Raw genomic sequence first — 21,724 nt, forward strand, 5'->3', positions numbered from 1 at the left:
CGCTAGCCGTCAAGCGGGTCATGCTTTATTATCCAGCATCTTTTTCAGACCATCGAGAGGCGTGCGGCCCACACCGCGGGCAGATGGCACGCAGGAAGCCCGGACTAATAAGATGGCATTGAAATCCCCCGCGTTTCGTAAAAAATTTCCGTTGTTGGTCACCGGCAGTCTGCTGGCCCTGCAACCTCTAGCCACTTCGTTCGTGGTCGCCGCAGAACAGTATGACTGCTCAGTCTCTGCTTCGGGTGCCTGGGACTGTGCGCCAAAGGCACCGGCTGCTGCATTGCCGCCACGCCCCGTCCACGACGGCAGCGCAGTTTCCGCCACTGGCGAAGCTCCGGCCGACGCCGCAGACACCGGCGCCAAACCCGTACTGGTTACCGAGTCCAAGGGCCGCGGCCTGAAGTCGCGTAGTGAAGACTACAGCCACCTCGACTGGGTTCCGCGCGAGAAGCTCACCGCAGCGCAATTGGCCGAAACCGGTCCTTACTGCTCTGGTTCCTATATCGAACCGATTCGTCCTGGCATGAATGACAAGACGAATAAAAGTGACGCTCCGACCTTTCTTGGCGCCAAAGCCTCTCGCTATAAGCAGGATGAGCAGATCGCTACCCTGGCCGGTGACGTGGTCTTGCGTCAGGGCAGCATGCAGGCCGAAGCCGACGAAGCGAACCTGTACCAGGCCGAAAGCCGTGGCGAACTGAGCGGCAACGTGCGCATTCGCGACAATGGCGCACTGATCGTCGGCGACCACGCCGACGTGCAGCTCGACACCGGTGAAGCCAAGGTCGACAACGCCGAATACGTGATGCACAAATCGCGTATCCGCGGTAACGCGCTGTACGCCAAACGTGCCGAGAACGCGATCATCCGTCTCAAGGATGGTACGTACACCACGTGCGAACCTAACAGCAACGCTTGGCAGCTCAAGGGCAACAACATCACCTTGAACCCGGCCACCGGTTTCGGTACCGCGACCAACGTGACGCTGCGGGTCAAGGACATTCCGGTTCTGTACACGCCGTACATTTATTTCCCGATCGACGACCGTCGCCAGTCCGGCTTCCTGCCGCCGACCGTCGGCACCGGCAGCGATACCGGCTTACTGCTGGTCACCCCGTATTACTTCAACCTGGCACCAAACTACGATGCCACGTTGTACCCGCGCTACATGGGTAAACGCGGCCTGTTGATGGAAGGCGAATTCCGCTACCTGACCAAGTCCAGCGAAGGTCAGTTTGGCGCCGCGTACCTCAACGACGAAGAAACCGAGCGTAGCAATCAGACTGACTACGAAAAAACCCGCTACATGTACAACTGGCAGCATAAGGGTGGTCTGGACTCGCGCGTAATGACTCAGGTCGATTACACCAAGATCAGTGATCCGTATTACTTCCAGGATCTGCAGACTGATCAGATTGGTATAAAAAGTTCCGATTTCGTGAATCAGCAAGGTGTTGTCACCTATCGTGGCGACAGCTATACCGCTCGTTTGAATGCCCAGGCTTATCAGCTAGCGACCGTTTCGAACATCACGCCGTATGATCGCTTGCCGCAGATCACGTTCAATGGCGCGCTGCCCTATCACCCGAACGGTCTTGATTTCGACTATGAAACTGAAATCGTCCGCTTCGATCGTGATTTGAAAAATGGCAACTTCGTAAACGACGATGGCACTGTCGAACCGCGACTTGATAACAACGTGACCGGCCTGGCTCGCGCTACCGGCGACCGTTTGAATCTCAAGCCGGGTGTCAGTCTGCCGTTGAACTGGACTTATGGTTTCTTGAAACCATCCCTGAAGTACCAATACACCCAGTACGATCTGGATCTGGATGGTACCGGCAAGAGCCAGATTGCTGCTCAAAGCGCAGAAGCGAACCGACTCAACGGAACCTACAGCCGTAACCAGAACCGTGGTGTGCCGATTGCGAGCATCGACAGCGGCCTGTACTTCGATCGCGACACGCAATGGTTCGGCAAGAATTATCGCCAGACCCTGGAACCTCGCCTGTTCTACCTCTATGTACCTGAGGAAGACCAAGCGGATATTCCGGTATTCGACACCGGCGAATACACCTTCAACTACGCCTCGCTGTTCCGCGATAACCGCTTCTCCGGCGCTGACCGTGTCGGCGACGAGAACAAGCTGTCGTTGGGCGTGACCAACCGCTGGATCGAAGACAACGGCTTCGAACGTCAACGCATCAGCGTCGGCCAGGCCTTGTACTTCAAGGACCGCGAAGTCCAGCTGCCAGGTATCGATGCGAAAACCCGTGACGATGCTCAAGCCAACGTCTCGCCGTATGCACTGGAATACGAATACCGCTGGAACCGCGATTGGCGCACCACCGCTGACTACAACTGGGACCCGGACAGCCGCAGCCCACGCTCGGGCAGCGCGATGTTCCACTACCAGCCTGAAGACAACCCGAACAAGGTCATCAACGCCGGTTATCGCTATCGCAATGACCAGGTTCGTTATGACCAGAACACCGGCAAATGGTCGGTAGGCGGCGGTGACTATGGTACCCCGGGCACTCCTGGCTACGTGAAAGACTACTACAAGATCGAGCAGCACGACTTCTCGGTGATCTGGCCGATTGTGCCGCAGTGGAACGCTATCAGCCGCTGGCAGTATGACTACAACCGCAACCGTACTCTGGAAGCTTTCGGTGGTTTCGAATACGACAACTGCTGCTGGAAATTGCGCCTGATCAACCGTTACTGGGTCAGCTATGACGAGTTCAGTCAGAACGCCCCGGAAAACGAAAAAGGCGACCACGGCATCTTCCTCCAAATTGTTCTGAAGGGACTCGGCGGCCTCACCGGCGCCAAGGTAGAGAGCTTCCTCGACAAAGGCATCCAAGGTTATCGTGAACGTGAAGACCAAGCTTTCTGATTGTCTGCGCCCGCTGATGCTGGGCGCGCTGTTCCTGGGTACCGCGGCCAACGCTGCGGTACAGTCCATCGATAAAGTGGTGGCCATCGTCGACAACGACGTGGTCATGCAGAGCCAACTGGACCAGCGTGTTCACGAGGTTCAGCAAACCATCGCCAAACGCGGTGCTGCCGTACCGCCTGCGGGCGTGCTGGATCAGCAGGTGCTCGAGCGTCTGATCGTCGAAAACCTGCAACTGCAGATCGGCGAGCGTTCCGGCATCCGCATTACCGATGAAGAACTGAACCAGGCTGTCGGCACCATTGCCCAGCGCAATAACATGTCGATCGAACAATTCCGCGCCGCCCTGGCTCGCGACGGCCTGTCTTATGACGACGCCCGTGACCAGATCCGCCGCGAAATGGTCATCAGCCGTGTACGTCAGCGCCGTGTAGCCGAACGCATCCAGGTGTCCGAGCAGGAAGTCAAGAACTTCCTGGCGTCCGACCTGGGCAAGATGCAGTTGTCCGAAGAGTTCCGTCTGGCCAACATCCTGATTCCTACGCCGGAAAGCGCTAACTCCGACGCGATTCAGAATGCAGCCAAACAAGCCGACGCGGTTTACCAGCAGCTCAAGCAAGGCGCTGACTTCGGTCAGTTGGCAATCGCCAAATCCGCCAGCGAAACCGCGCTGGAAGGCGGCGACATGGGCTGGCGTAAAGCCGCTCAACTGCCACCTCCGTTCGATCGCCTGCTGGGCACCATGGCAGTGGGTGACGTGACCCAGCCAATGCGTACACCGGGCGGCTTCATCATCCTGAAGATCCTCGACAAGCGTGGCGGCGAAGCCCAGGTGCGTGACGAAGTGCACGTGCGTCACATCCTGGTCAAACCAAGCCCGATCCGCGACGAAGAAAAAACCAAAGCACTGGCTCAATCGCTCTACTCCCGTATCGAAGCGGGCGAAGATTTCGGTGAGCTGGCGAAAAGCTTCTCGGAAGACCCGGGTTCCGCCCTCAACGGTGGCGACCTGAACTGGATCGACCCGAATGCACTGGTGCCTGAATTCCGCGAAGTGATGGCCAAGACCCCACAAGGTCAGCTGTCCAAGCCGTTCCAGACTCAATATGGCTGGCACGTTCTGGAAGTCCTTGGCCGCCGCGCCACCGACAGCACCACCCAGGCCCGTGAGCAGCAAGCGATGACCGTACTGCGTAACCGCAAATACGATGAAGAGCTGCAAACCTGGCTGCGTCAGATCCGTGACGAAGCGTATGTAGAAATCAAGCTCCCTGGCGCAGACCAGGCAACGCAGTGAAACCCAAGCGTTTCGCGTTGACCCCCGGCGAACCGGCCGGCATAGGTCCTGACCTGTGCCTGCTGCTCGCCTCGCAAGCCCAGCCACACCCTCTGATTGCCATTACCAGCCGCGACCTGCTCATCGAGCGGGCCGCGCAACTGGGCGTGGTTGTCGATCTGCTGGCGGTAACGCCAGACAGCTGGCCAGATATTCCGGCCCCGGCCAACAGCCTGTATGTGTGGGATACGCCACTTAACGCCAAGGTCACCGCCGGGCATCTGGACAAAGCCAATGCGGCTTTCGTTCTGGAAACCCTGACGCGTGCTGGCCAGGGCTGCCTGGACGGGCATTTCGCCGGCATGATCACTGCCCCTGTGCACAAGGGCGTGATCAATGAATCCGGAATCGCCTTTTCCGGGCACACGGAGTTTCTCGCTGACCTGACTCATACCGCGCAAGTGGTAATGATGCTCGCCACCCGCGGCTTGCGCGTGGCATTGGTCACCACTCACCTGCCCCTTCGCGAGATTGCCGATGCAATCACACCGGAGCGCCTGGAGCGGGTCACGCGGATCCTGTACGCCGACCTGCAAGAAAAATTCGGCATCGCCCAGCCACGTATCCTGGTTTGCGGGCTTAACCCGCACGCCGGTGAAGGCGGTCACCTGGGCCATGAAGAAATCGACATCATCGAACCTACATTAGAGCGCCTGCGCGGCGAGGGCATGGACCTTCGCGGCCCCCTGCCCGCCGACACTCTGTTTACCCCCAAATATCTGGAGCACTGCGACGCGGTGCTGGCGATGTACCACGACCAGGGCCTGCCCGTGCTGAAATACAAAGGCTTCGGCGCGGCAGTCAACGTGACCCTCGGCTTGCCGATCATCCGCACATCGGTCGACCACGGCACCGCCCTGGACCTGGCCGGTAGCGGCAAAATCGACACCGGCAGCCTGCAAGTCGCCCTGGAAACCGCCTACCAGATGGCCGAGACCCGTTTATGACCGAGCATTACCAACACCGGGCGCGCAAGCGCTTCGGCCAGAACTTCCTGCACGATGCCGGCGTTATCGACCGTATCCTGCGTTCCATTCATGCCAAACCCGAAGACCGTCTGCTGGAAATCGGCCCGGGCCAGGGGGCATTGACCGAAGGCCTGCTCAACAGCGGCGCCCAACTGGACGTGGTGGAGCTGGACAAAGACCTGATCCCGATCCTCAATCAGCAGTTCGCCAGCAAGAGCAATTTCCACCTGCATCAGGGTGACGCGCTGAAGTTCGACTTCAACAGCCTGAACGCCGCGCCGAACAGCCTGCGAGTGGTCGGCAACCTGCCGTACAACATCTCTACGCCGCTGATTTTTCATCTGCTGCACAACTCCAGCCTGATTCGTGACATGCACTTCATGCTGCAAAAGGAAGTGGTCGAGCGTCTGGCGGCGGGGCCTGGTGGCGGTGACTGGGGTCGCCTGTCGATCATGGTTCAGTATCACTGCCGGGTCGAACATCTGTTCAACGTTGGCCCTGGCGCATTCAATCCGCCGCCGAAAGTCGATTCGGCCATCGTGCGTCTGGTGCCTCACGCGGTACTCCCGCATCCAGCCAAAGATCACAAACTGCTGGAGCGCGTCGTGCGCGAAGCCTTCAACCAGCGCCGCAAAACATTGCGCAACACTCTCAAACTGCTGCTGAGCAACGCCGAAATCGAAGCCGCCGGCGTCGATGGCAGCCTGCGCCCCGAACAGCTCGATCTGGCTGCCTTCGTGCGCCTGGCCGACAAGCTCAGCGAACAAGTCCTACAAAAGCCTGCCACCGACTGACAGGCGATGAGCGCTATCGGGTAGGACGCCACTCTGGTCTACTACCCGATACTTGGCCTAGACTGAGATCCATCAGTTACGCCCCGCGTCCCGCTTCGTTTTTAAGGCCTTTTGCATGTCCGATCCTCGTTATCAGGTCGACGTCAGCGTCGTCACCCGCTATCTGGCAGAACAATCGCAACCCGAGCAAAATCGCTTTGCCTTCGCCTACACGATCACCGTGCAGAACAATGGCCTGGTGCCCGCCAAACTGCTTTCACGGCACTGGGTGATCACCGACGGTGACGGACATGTCGAGGAGGTTCGCGGTGCAGGCGTCGTCGGCCAACAGCCGTTGATCGACGTGGGCAAGAGCCACACCTACAGCAGCGGCACTGTCATGACCTCCAAGGTCGGCACGATGCAGGGCACTTATGAAATGGTCGCCAATGACGGCAAACACTTCGATGCCATCATCGCACCATTCCGTCTGGCAGTACCCGGAGCCCTGCACTGATGGCGACGTATGCTGTCGGCGACTTGCAAGGTTGCCTTGAACCGCTGCAATGCCTGCTCAAGCAAGTCGCCTTCGACCCTGCCCGGGACCGTCTGTGGCTGGTGGGTGACCTCATCAACCGTGGCCCACAGTCGCTGGAAACCTTGCGCTTCCTCTATAACATCCGCGAATCGCTGATCTGCGTGCTCGGCAACCATGACCTGCACTTGCTGGCCGTCGGGCAAAACATCGAACGCCTGAAGAAGGCCGACACGCTGCGCGAGATTCTTGAAGCCCCCGATTGCGGGGAGCTACTGGAGTGGGTTCGACAACAAAAGCTCATGCATTACGACGAACAGCGCGATATCGCCCTGGTCCATGCCGGCATCCCTCCTCAATGGTCGCTGCGCAAAGCCTTGAAGTGCGCCGCCGAAGTCGAAGAAGCCCTGCGCGACGACAACCGCTTCGCGCCTTACCTTGACGGTATGTACGGCAATGAACCGGTGAAATGGGACAACGACCTCAAAGGCGCGGCGCGCTTGCGAGTCATCACCAACTATTTCACCCGGATGCGTTTTTGCACCAGCGACGGCAAGCTTGATCTCAAGGGCAAGGAAGGCATCGACACTGCACCACCGGGATATGCGCCGTGGTTCACCCACAAGGAGCGCAAGACCAAAGGCCTGAAGATCATCTTCGGCCACTGGGCGGCGCTCGAAGGCCAGTGCAACGAGCCGGGCCTGTTTGCGCTCGACACCGGTTGCGTCTGGGGTGGCGCCATGACCCTGATGAACGTCGACACCGGCGAGCGCCTGCAATGTAAATGCGACGCCCACGGCCATACTGGGCCGGCTGTCGCCACCTCCATTCCCGAACAAACGTCAGCCAGCGCCCCGCGCTAGACTGCGCTTTCAGCCGAGCCACAGGAGCCCGCCATGAGCGAATTCAAACGTATCCCCCCAGAACAGGCCCAGGCCCTGCGCGAACAAGGCGCGGTGGTGGTCGATGTCCGCGACCCGGCAACGTTTGCCGCGCTGCACATTGCCGGTTCGAAGCATCTGGACAACCATTCTCTGCATGCTTTCATTCAGGGCGCTGACCTGGACGCGCCGACGGTAGTGGTCTGCTATCACGGCAATTCCAGCCAGGGCGCGGCCGCTTACCTGATCAGTCAGGGCTTCTCCGACGTCTACAGCATGGATGGCGGTTTTGAGCTGTGGCGTACGACCTATCCTTCGGAAACGGCGCAAGGCACTTCCGAATAATTTTTTTCAAGGCGCGCAAGGCCCGGCCCCCGTGGGCTCGCGCGCTGGCTGACGAACGGTCTGCCACAACTAATTACTTATTGCGCCTTTACCTTCAAGATTCCGAACTATCCTTAAGCGCAGGCCATCCAAAACAGGGGAGAGCCGGTACACCGGCGCGCGGGTCATCGGGAGTAGCTTTCAGGGTTGATACCCTGAAGGTGTTCTGGGGGGTAAACAGCAACTGCATATTCAGTTGCTTGCCAGCATCGACTGACTGATCCGGCGTCGGCTCCACGTATCGAGCGAGGTGACGTCATGAGTATCTTTAGCCACTTCCAACAACGCTTCGAGTCCACGCGCCAGGAAGAACTCTCTCTGCAAGAGTACCTGGAGCTGTGCAAAAAGGACCGCAGCGCCTACGTTTCCGCAGCAGAGCGACTTTTGCTGGCCATCGGTGAACCGGAGCTGCTCGACACCTCGACCAACTCGAGGCTGTCGCGAATCTTTTCCAACAAGGTGATCCGCCGCTATCCGGCCTTTGAAGACTTCCACGGGATGGAAGAATGCATCGACCAGATCGTGTCGTATTTCCGCCATGCCGCTCAGGGTCTGGAAGAAAAGAAACAGATCCTCTACCTGCTTGGCCCTGTCGGTGGCGGTAAATCGTCCCTGGCCGAAAAGCTCAAACAACTGATCGAGAAAGTGCCCTTCTACGCAATCAAGGGCTCGCCGGTTTTCGAGTCGCCCCTGGGTCTGTTCAACGCCACCGAAGATGGCGCGATCCTCGAAGAAGACTTCGGTATTCCCCGGCGCTATCTCAACACCATCATGTCGCCATGGGCTACCAAGCGCCTGGCCGAATTCGGCGGCGATATCAGCCAGTTCCGCGTGGTGAAACTCTATCCGTCGATCCTCAACCAGATTGCGGTCGCGAAAACCGAGCCGGGAGATGAAAACAACCAGGACATCTCGGCACTGGTGGGCAAGGTCGATATTCGCAAACTGGAAGAGTTCCCGCAGAACGACGCCGATGCTTATAGCTACTCGGGGGCCCTGTGCCGGGCCAACCAGGGCCTGATGGAGTTCGTCGAAATGTTCAAGGCACCGATCAAGGTGCTGCACCCATTGCTGACGGCCACCCAGGAAGGCAACTACAACAGTACCGAAGGCCTGGGGGCGATTCCGTTTACCGGGATCCTGCTGGCCCACTCCAACGAATCGGAATGGCACACCTTCCGGAACAACAAGAACAACGAAGCATTCATCGACCGGATCTATATCGTCAAAGTGCCGTACTGCCTGCGCGTCAGCGACGAGGTGAAGATCTATGACAAGCTTCTGTTCAACAGCTCGCTGGCCAAGGCCCATTGCGCGCCCGACACCCTGAAAATGCTCGCTCAGTTCACCGTGCTCTCGCGCCTCAAGGAGCCGGAAAACTCCAACATCTACTCCAAGATGCGCGTGTACGACGGCGAAAACCTCAAGGACACCGATCCGAAGGCCAAGTCGATCCAGGAATACCGCGACGCAGCGGGTGTCGACGAAGGCATGAACGGTCTGTCGACCCGCTTCGCCTTCAAGATTCTATCGAAGGTCTTCAACTTCGATCCGCACGAAATCGCCGCCAACCCGGTGCACCTGCTCTACGTGCTGGAACAACAGATTGAACAGGAACAGTTCCAGGCCGAGACCCGCGAACGCTATCTGCGCTTCCTGAAAGAGTACCTGGCGCCGCGTTATATCGAATTCATCGGCAAGGAGATCCAGACTGCCTACCTCGAGTCTTACAGCGAGTACGGTCAGAACATCTTCGATCGCTACGTGCTGTACGCCGACTTCTGGATACAGGATCAGGAATATCGCGATCCGGAAACCGGCGAGATCCTCAACCGCGTAGCCCTGAACGAAGAACTGGAGAAAATCGAAAAACCGGCCGGCATCAGCAATCCGAAGGATTTCCGCAACGAAATCGTCAACTTCGTACTGCGCGCCCGAGCCAACAACAACGGCAAGAACCCAACCTGGCTCAGCTACGAAAAACTGCGGGTGGTCATCGAGAAGAAAATGTTCTCCAACACCGAGGACTTGCTGCCGGTCATCAGCTTCAACGCCAAGGCCAGCAAAGAGGACCAGCAGAAGCACAACGACTTCGTCACACGGATGGTCGAGCGGGGCTACACCGACAAACAGGTACGACTGCTGTCCGAGTGGTACTTGCGGGTCAGAAAATCACAGTAACCCGCTGCCGGTCAGACCGGTTGTCGTTAGCCCGAGGCCTGTTTACGCTTTTTCTGTTACACAGGCCTCTGGAGGTGTCCGAAATGCGGTAGCGAGGTTCAGGCAGCATCAAAGCGCTTGGGGGAGCGTGTACACCCTCCGGCACTGGCCTTATGCTGCGTTAACGCTCGCCCCTTTCAGGACAGCTTCTAAGGAGCAGTCATGAGCTATGTGATCGACCGACGTCTCAATGGCAAGAACAAGAGCACGGTAAACCGCCAGCGGTTTCTGCGGCGCTACCGTGATCACATCAAAAAGGCTGTCGAAGAGGCGGTCAGCCGGCGCTCCATTACCGATATGGAACACGGCGAGCAGATCAGCATTCCCGGCCGCGACATCGACGAGCCGGTGCTTCACCACGGTCGTGGCGGCAAGCAAACCATCGTGCACCCCGGCAACAAGGAATTCATCAGCGGCGAGCACATCGCCCGCCCGCCCGGAGGTGGCGGCGGCAGAGGCCCCGGCAAGGCCGGTAACACGGGTGAAGGGATGGACGAGTTCGTCTTCCAGATCACCCAGGAGGAATTCCTCGAGTTCATGTTCGAGGACCTTGAGCTGCCTAATCTGGTCAAACGCCACCTGACCGGCACCGACACCTTCAAGACCGTACGCGCCGGCATCAGCAACGAGGGCAACCCGTCACGGATCAACATTATCCGCACGTTGCGTTCGGCCCATGCCCGACGCATTGCCTTGTCCGGCAGCAGCCGGGCGAAATTGCGCGAAGTCAAAGAGGAACTGCTGCGACTTAAACGGGAAGAACCGGACAACTTCGGCGATATCCAGGAGCTCGAAGCAGAAATCGAGAAGCTCAGCGCGCGCATTCACCGAGTGCCATTTCTCGACACCTTCGACCTCAAGTACAACCTGCTCATCAAGCAGCCGAACCCCAGCTCCAAAGCAGTAATGTTCTGCCTGATGGACGTGTCTGGCTCCATGACCCAGGCGACCAAGGATATCGCCAAACGCTTCTTCATCCTGCTGTACCTGTTCCTCAAGCGGAACTACGACAAAATCGACGTCGTGTTCATCCGCCACCACACCAGCGCCCGTGAAGTTGATGAGGAGGAGTTTTTCTACTCCCGGGAAACCGGCGGCACGATTGTCTCCAGTGCCCTGAAACTGATGCAGGAGATCATGGCCGAGCGTTATCCGAGCAACGAATGGAACATCTATGCCGCCCAGGCGTCCGACGGCGACAACTGGAACGACGATTCGCCGATCTGCCGCGACATCCTGATCAACCAGATCATGCCGTTCGTGCAGTACTACACTTATGTTGAGATTACCCCGCGCGAACACCAAGCCCTGTGGTTCGAGTACGAACGCATCGCCGAAGCCTTCTCTGACACTTTTGCCCAGCAGCAACTGGTCTCGGCCGGGGATATCTATCCGGTCTTCCGTGAACTCTTCCAGCGCAGGTTAGTGACATGACCGCCAAAGAGCAGAAGCGCCAACCCATTTCCACCGGCTCCGAATGGACATTCGAGCTGATCCAGGCCTATGACCGCGAAATCAGTCGTCTCGCGGCCCGCTACGCGCTGGATACGTACCCCAACCAGATCGAAGTGATCACCGCCGAGCAGATGATGGACGCCTACGCTTCTGTCGGCATGCCCTTGGGTTATCACCATTGGTCCTATGGGAAACACTTCCTCAGCACCGAAAAATCCTACAGCCGTGGCCAGATGGGTCTGGCCTACGAGATTGTGATCAACTCGGACCCCTGCATTGCCTATCTGATGGAAGAAAACACCATCTGCATGCAGGCTCTGGTGGTGGCTCACGCGTGCTATGGCCATAACAGTTTCTTCAAAGGCAACTACCTGTTCCGTACCTGGACCGACGCCAGCTCGATCATCGATTATCTGGTGTTCGCCAAGCAGTACATCATGCAGTGCGAAGAACGCCACGGCATCGACGCGGTAGAAGACTTGCTCGATTCCTGCCATGCGCTGATGAATTACGGCGTCGACCGTTACAAACGCCCTTATCCGATTTCCGCCGAAGAAGAACGCCGTCGGCAGAAGGATCGGGAAGAGCATTTGCAGAAGCAGATCAACGATTTGTGGCGGACAATTCCAAAAGGCGCAGACAAATACAGCGACAAGGACAACGCACGCTTCCCCGCCGAACCTCAGGAAAACATCCTGTATTTCATCGAAAAACATGCCCCGCTGCTGGAGCCCTGGCAGCGCGAAATCGTGCGGATTGTGCGCAAGATCGCCCAGTATTTTTATCCGCAGCGCCAGACCCAGGTAATGAACGAAGGCTGGGCCACGTTCTGGCACTACACCTTGATGAACGACTTGTATGACGAAGGCCTGGTCACCGATGGCTTCATGATGGAATTCCTGACTTCACATACCAGCGTGGTCTTTCAGCCCGGCTTCGACAGCCCCTACTACAATGGCATCAACCCCTACACCCTGGGTTTTGCCATGTATCGCGATATCCGCCGGATATGCGAACAGCCCACTGAGGAAGACTACCGTTGGTTCCCGGAAATCGCCGGTACCGACTGGCTGTCCAGCATCAAATTCGCCATGAGCAGCTTCAAGGACGAGAGTTTCATCCTGCAGTACCTGTCACCCAAGGTGATCCGCGACCTCAAGCTGTTCAGCATCCTCGATGACGATCAGAAGGACGATCTGCTGGTTCCGGCGATACACGACGAAGACGGCTATCGAACCATTCGTGAAACCCTGGCGGCGCAATACAACCTGGGCAATCGCGAACCCAACATCCAGATCTACAGCATTGACCGGCGTGGCGACCGTTCCCTGACCTTGCGTCACCAGCAACACGACCGCAAACCGCTGGGCGATTCCACTGATGAAGTACTCAAGCACCTGCACCGCCTCTGGGGCTTCGACATTCACCTGGAAACCCTGCAAGGGGATCAGGTGATGAAAACCCACCATGTTCCGCCCAGAAGCGAGCATGGCGAGGGTGATTACGGCCGGCTGGACTTGGCAGTCATTCATCTTTGATCCTCTTTTCTGCCTCCGGAAGTTCGACGCAAAGGTTATTCTGTCGGGCTAACGGAGGTTTTTTATGCAGATTTATAAAGTCGGCGGTGCGGTACGCGATCGCCTGCTGGGCAAGCCTGTCACCGATATCGACTGGGTCGTTGTAGGCGCCACCACCGAAGAAATGCTCGCCAAGGGCTTTCGTCCGGTGGGCGCGGACTTCCCGGTGTTTCTTCACCCCAAAAGCGGTGAGGAATACGCCCTCGCCCGCACCGAACGCAAAAACGGGCGCGGCTACGGCGGCTTCATCTTTCACACCAGCCCCGACGTCACCCTCGAAGAAGATCTGATTCGTCGCGACCTGACGATCAACGCCATGGCCGAAGACGACCAGCAGAACCTGTCCGACCCCTACCATGGCCAGCAGGATCTAGAGGCACGTCTGCTTCGTCACGTTTCCCCCGCGTTCGCCGAAGATCCACTCCGTGTTTTGCGCGTTGCCCGCTTTGCCGCGCGTTATGCGGAACTGGGCTTTACCGTCGCCCCCGAGACATTGGAGCTGATGCGTCAACTCAGCGAATCAGGTGAATTGGAGGCATTGACTCCCGAACGCAGCTGGAAAGAAATCGCCCGCGCGCTGATGGAAGACCAGCCTCAGGTATTCATCGAGGTGCTGCGCGAGTGCGGCGCGCTCAAGGTACTGATGCCGGAAGTCGACGCGCTGTTCGGTGTACCGCAACCCGAAGCCCATCACCCGGAAATCGACACGGGCGTGCATACCCTGAGCGTGCTGGAGCAAGCGGCACTGCATAAACAACCGCTGACCGTACCGCTGGGCCTGCTTGCTGCATGACCTGGGCAAAGGATTGACGCCCGAGGAAGAATGGCCCCGCCACATCGCCCACGAGCACAAAGGCCTGAAGCTGATCAAAGCGGTCAATGAGCGCTTCAAGGCACCGAAGGACTGTCAGGAACTGGCGCTACTGGTGGGCAAGTATCACACCCATGGCCATCGTGCGCTGGAGCTGAAACCGTCGACCTTGCTGGAGTTGTTGCAGAGTTTCGACGTCTATCGTCGACCTCAGCGCTTTGAGGAGTTTATCGCAGCGTGTGAAATGGACGCTCGGGGGCGTAAAGGCCTGGAGCAGAGAAGTTATCCACAGGCGGAATATTTACGTGGCGCGGCAACCGCAGCGCGAAGTGTTGCCGTTCAGCCGTTGCTGGAGAAGGGATTCAAGGGACCGGAGTTGGGCGAGGCGATCAAGCGCGAGCGGCTCAAGGCGCTGAAGGCTTATAAAGCGGCGGCGTCTATTTGAAAAGCTTCGCGAGCAGGCTCGCTCCCACAGGGTTAGCGTTAACCTGTGGGAGCGAGCCTGCTCGCGATGGCGTCATCCGCCTCACAACAAATTCAAAGGGGTCAGCTGTTGGCCGCGCCATTCAAACGCCACTGGCGCCAGCACCTGATCGATCTGCGCTTCATCCCACAAAGTCGCAAAGCTTTTGCCTACGCCCGGATGCACACGGTCCGGCGCAATCAGCGACAACGGCCACAGCACGAAGGCATTTTTCAGAATCTCTGCCCGCGGCAAGATCAAACCATCGAAGTTGCCCACCAGGTCGCCGAACAGCAGCACGTCGATATCCAGCGGCAAGCCCTTGCGGTCCGGCGCGTAACGGCCGTTATCCGCTTCGATGAATTTCAACCGTCGATCCAGCTCCATCAGCGGCAGATCGGTGAAAGCCGAAACCACAAAATTGAAAAACGGCCCGCTCTTGATCCCCACCGGCTGGCTTTCGAATACCGCCGAGCAGCGCATATCCACCAGGAAACCCGCCAGGGCGTCCAGGCCAGCTTGCAAATGGGCTTCGCGCTCGATATTGCTACCGAGCCCGAGGTACACCTGAGTCAGCGACATCCGCGCTCGATCTCCACGCCCACACCCGTGGCCGCCGGGACGGCACCTGGCTTGGTCAGCTTGAGGTGCATCCAGGTGATCTTGAATTCGCTCATCAGCACTTGCGCCAGACGCTCGGCAAAGGTCTCGACCAGCTGGAACTGCGCCTGTTCGGCGAACGCCTGAATGCGCGACGAAACGCTCGCGTAGTCGAGCGCCAGGGTCAGGTCATCACCGGCGGCGGCCGGACGATTGTCCCAGGCGAAGCTCAGATCAAGTCGAAGACACTGTCGGATGCCTCGTTCCCAGTCGTAGGCACCAATCACGGTGTCGACTTCCAGGCCCTCGATAAACACTCTGTCCAAGCACTTCTCTCCACTGCACGACAAGGGCGCAATGCGCCGTTAGAATCAGGGCGTCCTCGCCCGGAATAGTTAGCATGTTTTGGTTACTGGCGATCCTCGCCTACCTGCTCGGCTCTCTGTCCTTCGCCATTTTGCTCAGCCGCCTGACCGGTAACCCCGATCCGCGAATGAGTGGCTCGGGCAATGCCGGTGCCACCAATATGTTGCGTCTGGCCGGCAAGAAACTCGCCATCCTGACCTTGCTCGGCGACCTGAACAAAGGCCTGCTGCCCGTATTGATCGCGGGTGCTATAGGCCTTTCACTGCAAGAACAGGCCTGGATCGGCGTCTGCGCCGTTATCGGCCACCTGTTTCCGCTGTACTTCCGCTTTCGCGGTGGCAAGGGTGTCGCCACCGCCGCTGGCATGCTGCTGGGGCTCTACCCGCCTGCCGCGCTGCTGGCGGTCTGCGCCTGGTCGCTGACGTTCTACCTGACCCGCACCAGCTCACTCGCAGCCCTGATTGCCACACCGCTGACCCTGCCGTTGCTTGCCTGGCAAGAACCGGCGGCACTGCTACCCATGAGCGCACTCACGGGCCTGATCGTCTGGCGTCATCGCGGCAATCTACGCGACCTGTTTGCCGGGCGCGAACGGCATTTTTAAATACCGCACGTGAGCACCCCTCATCACAGCGCCGACAGTTGCTCCATCGGCCAGCGCGCCTGCACGCTGATTGCCAGGCTTTCATGCTGGCCGGCCTGCAAGCGCTGGCAGCCGGCAAACGCAATCATCGCGCCATTATCGGTGCAGAACTCCGGACGGGCATAAAATACATCGCCCTTCATGTCGCCGAGCATTTTCTCCAGTGAAGCCCGCAGCGCTTTATTGGCGCTGACGCCCCCTGCGATCACCAGACGCTTAAGACCCGCCTGTTTGAGGGCACGCTTGCACTTGATGGTCAAAGTCTCCACCACGGCCTGCTGGAACGCCAGCGAGATGTCGCAACGGGCTTGTTCGCTGTCGTCCCCGGCGCTGACGCTCTGCTGCCAGGTGTTCAGCGCAAAGGTTTTCAGCCCGCTGAAGCTGAAAGCCAAGCCTGGACGATCACACATTGGGCGCGGAAAAGTGAAACGCCCTGCAACGCCCTGCTCCGCCAGACGCGCGATCTCCGGGCCGCCCGGATAATTCAGGCCCATCATCTTCGCGGTTTTATCGAATGCTTCGCCGGCAGCATCGTCGAGGGTCTCGCCCAAGAGCGTGTAGTGACCGATCCCGTCGACCTGAACCAGCTGCGTATGACCACCCGACACCAACAAAGCGACGAACGGGAACTCCGGAGGTTGCGACTCCAGCATCGGCGCCAGCAAGTGACCTTCCATGTGGTGCACACCCAAGGCCGGAATGCCCCAGGCAAAAGCCAGCGCCTGGGCGCACGAAGCCCCCACCAGCAAGGCTCCGACCAGGCCAGGACCCGCGGTATAAGCGATGGCGTCGATCTCGGTCGGCACACAGCCGGCCTCGGCCAAGACCTGACGAATCAACGGCAGCATGCGTTTGACGTGATCACGCGACGCCAGCTCCGGCACCACGCCGCCATAGGCACGATGCAGATCGATCTGACTGAACAACGCGTCGGCCAACAACCCGCGTTCACTGTCGTAAAGTGCGACACCGGTTTCGTCGCAAGAGGTTTCTAATCCCAGTACTAGCATGGGTTTGCGCCTTGTAGAGGCTGAATTCGAAGGCGCGCATAATAGTCTTCGCGTGATGCCCCGACCAGCGGTTTTCGATCAGAGGCTTTGCATTCCGAGCGATGAGGGGTTAACATCCGCAACCCTTAAAAACCGACGTCTTCAAGTGCTCTTTTGCCGCGAGGATGTTGACCCCGGTAATGAATGAAGGTAGCTCTGGATGCCAGCCGTCAAAGTAAAAGAGAACGAACCCTTCGACGTAGCTCTGCGTCGTTTCAAGCGCTCCTGCGAAAAAGCCGGTGTACTGGCTGAAGTTCGTAGCCGCGAATTTTACGAGAAGCCAACTTCTGAGCGTAAGCGTAAAGCAGCAGCCGCTGTTAAGCGTCACGCCAAGAAAGTTCAGCGCGAACAGCGCCGCGCCGTTCGTCTGTACTAATACACAGACGATCGTAGCAAGCTTCTGCCAAGCCCGGCCCTCAGCCGGGCTAATGGCATTTGCGGAAAACGCTTGATGCTTCACCGTCGAAGCCGCAGACGCGACCGAGACAAATCTGCTTCACAGCGTCAGACCTGGCTCTTTTGCCAGCGGTGCACGTCTTTTCTGACGAGCCTTCCAAGGCTACTGACGAGCACACCCACTGACTCCTCTCACGACGATCAGCCCAAGGCACCTTCTTGCGTGCCCGCTTATGAGCTATCCGAGGCCAACGACTGGCCGTCGCCGGATTCAGCGAAACACTTTCAAATAGTCGAATACTGATTGGTACTAACGTCAGTGGATTTTCGGCAGATACACTTCCCGACAGCGATACGCAGACGACACCGGTCGAGCCGCACACCCTGCGCGCCTCAAACAACGACCCGCGTTCGGCCGCCCTTCGTTTTGGGTCCATTTCAGCGCAGATGACGAGAACGCCATGGCCGGGCTAATTCCCCAGAGCTTCATTGACGACCTTCTGAACCGCACCGACATCGTCGACGTGGTCAGCTCGCGCCTGCAAATGAAAAAAGCCGGCAAGAACTACACTGCCTGCTGCCCGTTTCACAAAGAGAAAACCCCCTCCTTCAGCGTCAGCCCCGACAAACAGTTCTATTACTGCTTCGGCTGCGGCGCCGGCGGTAACGCCCTCGGCTTCATGATGGACCATGACAACCTGGATTTCGTCCAGGCTGTCGAAGAACTGGCCAAAGCCGCCGGCATGGAAATTCCCCGCGAAGAAAGTGGCCGACCGCACAAACCGCGGCAGCCCACCGATTCGCCGCTGTATCCGCTGCTTACCGCCGCCGCCGATTTTTATCGTCAAGCCCTGAAAAGCCATCCGTCGCGTAAAGCTGCCGTGGATTATTTGAAGGGTCGTGGACTCACGGGAGAAATCGCCCGGGATTTCGGGCTCGGTTTTGCCCCACCTGGCTGGGACAATCTGTACAAGCACTTGAGCAGCGATACCCTGCAGCAAAAGGCCATGATCGACGCCGGCCTGCTGATTGAGAACGCCGAAACCGGCAAGCGCTATGACCGCTTCCGCGATCGCGTGATGTTCCCGATCCGCGACAGTCGCGGGCGCATCATCGCCTTCGGCGGCCGGGTGCTGGGCGACGACAAGCCGAAATACCTGAACTCACCGGAAACTCCGGTCTTCCATAAAGGCCAGGAACTCTACGGCCTTTATGAAGCACGCAAGAACAACCGCAACCTCGACGAAATCATCGTCGTCGAAGGCTATATGGACGTCATCGCCCTCGCCCAGCAAGGCCTGCGCAACGCCGTTGCAACTCTGGGCACCGCCACCAGCGAAGAGCACATGAAGCGCCTGTTTCGCGTCGTGCCCAGCGTGCTGTTCTGCTTTGATGGCGACCAGGCGGGCCGAAATGCCGCCTGGCGGGCGCTGGAAGCAACCCTGCCATGCCTGCAGGACGGGCGCCGGGCGCGCTTTCTGTTCCTGCCCGAGGGAGAGGATCCGGATACCCTGGTCCGCTCCGAGGGCACTGACGCCTTCCGCGCGCGAATCAATCAGCACGCCCAGCCGCTGGCCGATTACTTTTTTCAACAGCTGACCGAAGAATCGGACCCGCGCTCCCTCGAAGGCAAGGCCCACATGGCCACCCTCGCCGCGCCGCTGATCGACAAAGTCCCGGGGGCCAACCTGCGCATCTTGATGCGCCAGCGCCTGAGCGAAATCACCGGGCTTAGCGGTGAAGCCGTGAGCCAACTCGTGCAAAGCACGCCTCAGCCTCAGGAAGCGCCACCGGCTTACGATCCGGGCATCGATTACGACGCCATGCCGGATTACAGCGACTACCATCAGCCGCAGGCACAAGAGATGTATGTGCCGCAGCAGGAATGGACGCCGAAGAAACCTGGCGCAGGCGGCAAGAAATGGGACAAGAAACCATGGGACAAAAACGGCAAACGTGGCGGCGATCGCGATCAACCGCGCGCGCCACGGATTCCGGCCGCTGTAGAGCCGCCCACCCTGGCTGCCTTGCGCACGCTGCTGCATCACCCGCAACTGGCTGAGAAAGTCGAGGATGCCGGGCACTTCGCTGCCGAGGACCATACCAACACGCAACTGTTGGTCGCCCTGCTCGAAGCCGTACAGAAGAATCCCAAGCTAAACTCATTTCAACTGATTGCGCGCTGGCACGGCACCGAACAAGGCCGACTGCTCAAAGCGCTGGCAGAAAAGGAGTGGCTGATTGATGGAGATAACCTTGAACAACAGTTTTTCGACACCATTACTAGCTTGTCAGCCCGCCAACGCGAGCGAAACCTGGAACAACTTCTTCGAAAAGCACGTCAAAGTGAATTGAGCACCGAAGAGAAAAATCAACTGCGCGACCTTTTAAGTCGCAATGTTTCCGCATCAAGCCCGACCTCAACTGGCGCGTGAGGTCATAGCTCAGGTATAATCCTCGGCTTGTTTTTTGCCCGCCAAGACCTTCAGTGGATAGGGTGTTATGTCCGGAAAAGCGCAACAGCAGTCTCGTATCAAAGAGTTGATCACACTTGGTCGTGAGCAGGGCTACCTGACTTACGCGGAGGTCAACGACCACCTGCCGGAGGATATTTCAGATCCGGAACAGGTGGAAGACATCATCCGCATGATTAATGACATGGGGATCAACGTATTCGAGGTTGCGCCAGATAAGGATTCCCTTATGCTGGCCGACGCCGATACCGACGAAGCCGCCGCCGAAGAGGCAGCAGCAGCGTTGGCAGCGGTCGAGACCGACATTGGTCGCACCACCGACCCAGTGCGCATGTACATGCGTGAAATGGGTACGGTAGAGCTCCTCACACGTGAAGGCGAAATCGAAATCGCCAAACGTATTGAAGAGGGCATCCGCGAAGTGATGGGCGCAATCGCGCACTTCCCTGGCACGGTTGACCATATTCTCTCCGAGTACACTCGCGTCACCACCGAAGGTGGCCGCCTGTCCGACGTCCTGAGCGGTTATATCGACCCGGACGACGGCATTGCGCCGCCTGCAGCGGAAGTGCCACCGCCTGTCGACCCGAAAGCCGTGAAAGCGGATGACGACACCGACGACGATGACGCCGAAGCGACCGACGACGAAGAAGAAGCCGAAAGCGGTCCGGATCCGGTCATCGCCGCACAGCGCTTTGGTGCTGTCGCCGATCAGATGGAAATCACTCGCAAGGCCCTGAAAAAGCACGGTCGTGGCAACAAGCTGGCAATCGCCGAGCTGATCGCCCTGGCTGAGCTGTTCATGCCGATCAAACTGGTGCCGAAGCAATTCGAAGGCCTGGTCGAGCGTGTTCGCAGTGCCCTGGATCGTCTGCGTCAGCAAGAGCGCGCGATCATGCAACTGTGCGTTCGTGATGCCCGTATGCCGCGTGCCGACTTCCTGCGCCAGTTCCCGGGCAACGAAGTCGACGAAAGCTGGACCGATGCACTGGCCAAAGGCAAAAGCAAATACGCTGAAGCCATTGGTCGCCTGCAACCGGACATCATTCGTTGCCAGCAGAAGCTGACCGCGCTGGAAACCGAAACCGGTTTGACGATCGCCGAGATCAAGGACATCAACCGTCGCATGTCGATCGGTGAGGCCAAGGCCCGCCGCGCGAAGAAAGAGATGGTTGAAGCGAACTTGCGTCTGGTGATCTCCATCGCCAAGAAGTACACCAACCGTGGCCTGCAATTCCTCGATCTGATCCAGGAAGGCAACATCGGTCTGATGAAAGCGGTAGACAAGTTCGAATACCGCCGCGGCTACAAATTCTCGACTTATGCCACCTGGTGGATCCGTCAGGCGATCACTCGCTCGATCGCCGACCAGGCACGCACCATCCGTATTCCGGTGCACATGATCGAGACGATCAACAAGCTCAACCGTATTTCCCGGCAGATGCTGCAGGAAATGGGTCGCGAACCGACCCCGGAAGAGCTGGGCGAACGCATGGAAATGCCTGAGGACAAGATCCGCAAGGTATTGAAGATCGCTAAAGAGCCGATCTCCATGGAAACCCCGATCGGTGATGACGAAGATTCTCATCTGGGTGACTTCATCGAAGACTCGACCATGCAGTCGCCAATCGATGTCGCCACTGTTGAGAGCCTTAAAGAAGCGACTCGCGAAGTCCTGTCCGGCCTCACTGCCCGTGAAGCCAAGGTTCTGCGCATGCGCTTCGGTATCGACATGAATACCGACCACACCCTCGAGGAGGTTGGTAAGCAGTTCGACGTGACCCGTGAACGGATTCGTCAGATCGAAGCCAAGGCACTGCGCAAGCTGCGCCACCCGACGAGAAGCGAGCATTTGCGCTCCTTCCTCGACGAGTGATCCACAGAACCCCCG

17 protein-coding genes and 1 pseudogene are annotated in these 21,724 nt (G+C 58.5%); 15 read left to right on the forward strand and 3 right to left on the reverse strand.

Translation table 11 applies throughout. The features are described from left to right. Positions 1–112: 112 nt before the first annotated feature. The 11 genes and pseudogenes from AB7M29_RS00200 (at position 113) to AB7M29_RS00250 (ending at position 14,287) form a co-directional block, all read left to right on the forward strand. Positions 113–2,902, forward strand: coding sequence for an LPS-assembly protein LptD (locus tag AB7M29_RS00200; protein ID WP_454246113.1), 2,790 nt, complete (start codon positions 113–115; stop codon positions 2,900–2,902). Further along, positions 2,883–4,199, forward strand: a complete 1,317-nt coding sequence (gene surA, locus AB7M29_RS00205; protein WP_217857354.1) for a peptidylprolyl isomerase SurA — start codon at positions 2,883–2,885, stop codon at positions 4,197–4,199. The genes AB7M29_RS00200 and surA overlap by 20 nt, the downstream gene beginning before the upstream one ends. Continuing rightward, entirely contained in the window at positions 4,196–5,185 is a 990-nt protein-coding gene (pdxA, locus tag AB7M29_RS00210) for a 4-hydroxythreonine-4-phosphate dehydrogenase PdxA (RefSeq protein WP_217857355.1), read from the forward strand. Before surA ends, pdxA begins: the two co-directional genes overlap by 4 nt. Next, entirely contained in the window at positions 5,182–6,000 is an 819-nt protein-coding gene (gene rsmA, locus AB7M29_RS00215; protein ID WP_217857356.1) for a 16S rRNA (adenine(1518)-N(6)/adenine(1519)-N(6))-dimethyltransferase RsmA, read from the forward strand. Before pdxA ends, rsmA begins: the two co-directional genes overlap by 4 nt. 115 nt (positions 6,001–6,115) lie before the next feature. Continuing rightward, on the forward strand, positions 6,116–6,496 hold the full coding sequence (gene apaG, locus AB7M29_RS00220) for a Co2+/Mg2+ efflux protein ApaG (protein ID WP_217857357.1): 381 nt from the start codon (positions 6,116–6,118) through the stop codon (positions 6,494–6,496). Then, a complete protein-coding gene (locus AB7M29_RS00225; protein WP_454246114.1) occupies positions 6,496–7,377 on the forward strand; it encodes a symmetrical bis(5'-nucleosyl)-tetraphosphatase in 882 nt (293 codons plus the stop codon). The genes apaG and AB7M29_RS00225 overlap by 1 nt, the downstream gene beginning before the upstream one ends. 33 nt (positions 7,378–7,410) lie before the next feature. Next, positions 7,411–7,740: a thiosulfate sulfurtransferase GlpE gene (glpE, locus tag AB7M29_RS00230; protein ID WP_030130002.1), complete on the forward strand. Its 330-nt coding sequence runs from the start codon at positions 7,411–7,413 to the stop codon at positions 7,738–7,740. Between the two features lie 297 nt (positions 7,741–8,037). Next, positions 8,038–9,960 (forward strand): PrkA family serine protein kinase, encoded by a 1,923-nt coding sequence (locus AB7M29_RS00235; protein ID WP_007904259.1) that lies wholly within the window; start codon positions 8,038–8,040, stop codon positions 9,958–9,960. Between the two features lie 201 nt (positions 9,961–10,161). Continuing rightward, a complete protein-coding gene (locus tag AB7M29_RS00240) occupies positions 10,162–11,433 on the forward strand; it encodes a YeaH/YhbH family protein (protein WP_123355699.1) in 1,272 nt (423 codons plus the stop codon). Then, complete coding sequence (locus tag AB7M29_RS00245; RefSeq protein WP_123355697.1) at positions 11,430–12,992, forward strand: SpoVR family protein; 1,563 nt, start codon at positions 11,430–11,432, stop codon at positions 12,990–12,992. Before AB7M29_RS00240 ends, AB7M29_RS00245 begins: the two co-directional genes overlap by 4 nt. A 64-nt stretch (positions 12,993–13,056) precedes the next feature. Further along, positions 13,057–14,287: pseudogene (locus AB7M29_RS00250) on the forward strand (multifunctional CCA addition/repair protein). Between the two features lie 81 nt (positions 14,288–14,368). Here AB7M29_RS00250 and folK read toward each other — a convergent pair. Together folK and folB are read right to left on the reverse strand one after the other, a co-directional pair. Next, positions 14,369–14,887 carry a 2-amino-4-hydroxy-6-hydroxymethyldihydropteridine diphosphokinase gene (gene folK / locus AB7M29_RS00255; RefSeq protein WP_217857360.1) on the reverse strand — a complete coding sequence of 173 codons (519 nt, stop codon included), beginning with the start codon at positions 14,885–14,887 and terminating at the stop codon, positions 14,369–14,371. Then, positions 14,878–15,231, reverse strand: a complete 354-nt coding sequence (gene folB, locus AB7M29_RS00260; protein WP_052967152.1) for a dihydroneopterin aldolase — start codon at positions 15,229–15,231, stop codon at positions 14,878–14,880. The genes folK and folB overlap by 10 nt, the downstream gene beginning before the upstream one ends. A 74-nt stretch (positions 15,232–15,305) precedes the next feature. Between folB and plsY the strand changes: the two genes are divergently transcribed. Further along, positions 15,306–15,875 carry a glycerol-3-phosphate 1-O-acyltransferase PlsY gene (gene plsY, locus AB7M29_RS00265; protein WP_052967151.1) on the forward strand — a complete coding sequence of 190 codons (570 nt, stop codon included), beginning with the start codon at positions 15,306–15,308 and terminating at the stop codon, positions 15,873–15,875. 23 nt (positions 15,876–15,898) lie between these two features. On the opposite strand, the gene tsaD is transcribed toward plsY, so the two are convergent. After that, complete coding sequence (gene tsaD / locus AB7M29_RS00270; protein ID WP_454246115.1) at positions 15,899–16,924, reverse strand: tRNA (adenosine(37)-N6)-threonylcarbamoyltransferase complex transferase subunit TsaD; 1,026 nt, start codon at positions 16,922–16,924, stop codon at positions 15,899–15,901. Between the two features lie 199 nt (positions 16,925–17,123). Here tsaD and rpsU point away from each other — a divergent pair, with 199 nt between their 5' ends. The 3 genes from rpsU to rpoD all read left to right on the forward strand — a co-directional run bounded on the left by rpsU (position 17,124) and on the right by rpoD (position 21,709). Further along, positions 17,124–17,339: a 30S ribosomal protein S21 gene (gene rpsU / locus AB7M29_RS00275; protein ID WP_002551877.1), complete on the forward strand. Its 216-nt coding sequence runs from the start codon at positions 17,124–17,126 to the stop codon at positions 17,337–17,339. A 481-nt stretch (positions 17,340–17,820) separates the two neighbouring features. Beyond that, positions 17,821–19,794 carry a DNA primase gene (dnaG, locus tag AB7M29_RS00280; RefSeq protein WP_454246116.1) on the forward strand — a complete coding sequence of 658 codons (1,974 nt, stop codon included), beginning with the start codon at positions 17,821–17,823 and terminating at the stop codon, positions 19,792–19,794. A 67-nt stretch (positions 19,795–19,861) separates the two neighbouring features. Then, positions 19,862–21,709, forward strand: a complete 1,848-nt coding sequence (rpoD, locus tag AB7M29_RS00285; RefSeq protein WP_123719577.1) for an RNA polymerase sigma factor RpoD — start codon at positions 19,862–19,864, stop codon at positions 21,707–21,709. The last annotated feature ends 15 nt before the right edge of the window (positions 21,710–21,724 follow it).

It is taken from the genome of Pseudomonas sp. F-14 TE3623, assembly GCF_053629015.1.

Bases quoted from the DNA above. Each gene is read 5' to 3' on its own strand.
- AB7M29_RS00200 (WP_454246113.1), top strand. From the start codon at position 113: ATGGCATTGAAATCCCCCGCGTTTCGTAAAAAATTTCCGTTGTTGGTC.
- rsmA (WP_217857356.1), top strand. From the start codon at position 5,182: ATGACCGAGCATTACCAACACCGGGCGCGCAAGCGCTTCGGCCAGAAC.
- apaG (WP_217857357.1), top strand. From the start codon at position 6,116: ATGTCCGATCCTCGTTATCAGGTCGACGTCAGCGTCGTCACCCGCTAT.
- AB7M29_RS00225 (WP_454246114.1), top strand. From the start codon at position 6,496: ATGGCGACGTATGCTGTCGGCGACTTGCAAGGTTGCCTTGAACCGCTG.
- glpE (WP_030130002.1), top strand. From the start codon at position 7,411: ATGAGCGAATTCAAACGTATCCCCCCAGAACAGGCCCAGGCCCTGCGC.
- AB7M29_RS00235 (WP_007904259.1), top strand. From the start codon at position 8,038: ATGAGTATCTTTAGCCACTTCCAACAACGCTTCGAGTCCACGCGCCAG.
- AB7M29_RS00240 (WP_123355699.1), top strand. From the start codon at position 10,162: ATGAGCTATGTGATCGACCGACGTCTCAATGGCAAGAACAAGAGCACG.
- AB7M29_RS00245 (WP_123355697.1), top strand. From the start codon at position 11,430: ATGACCGCCAAAGAGCAGAAGCGCCAACCCATTTCCACCGGCTCCGAA.
- folK (WP_217857360.1), bottom strand. From the start codon at position 14,887: ATGTCGCTGACTCAGGTGTACCTCGGGCTCGGTAGCAATATCGAGCGC.
- plsY (WP_052967151.1), top strand. From the start codon at position 15,306: ATGTTTTGGTTACTGGCGATCCTCGCCTACCTGCTCGGCTCTCTGTCC.
- tsaD (WP_454246115.1), bottom strand. From the start codon at position 16,924: ATGCTAGTACTGGGATTAGAAACCTCTTGCGACGAAACCGGTGTCGCA.
- rpsU (WP_002551877.1), top strand. From the start codon at position 17,124: ATGCCAGCCGTCAAAGTAAAAGAGAACGAACCCTTCGACGTAGCTCTG.
- dnaG (WP_454246116.1), top strand. From the start codon at position 17,821: ATGGCCGGGCTAATTCCCCAGAGCTTCATTGACGACCTTCTGAACCGC.
- rpoD (WP_123719577.1), top strand. From the start codon at position 19,862: ATGTCCGGAAAAGCGCAACAGCAGTCTCGTATCAAAGAGTTGATCACA.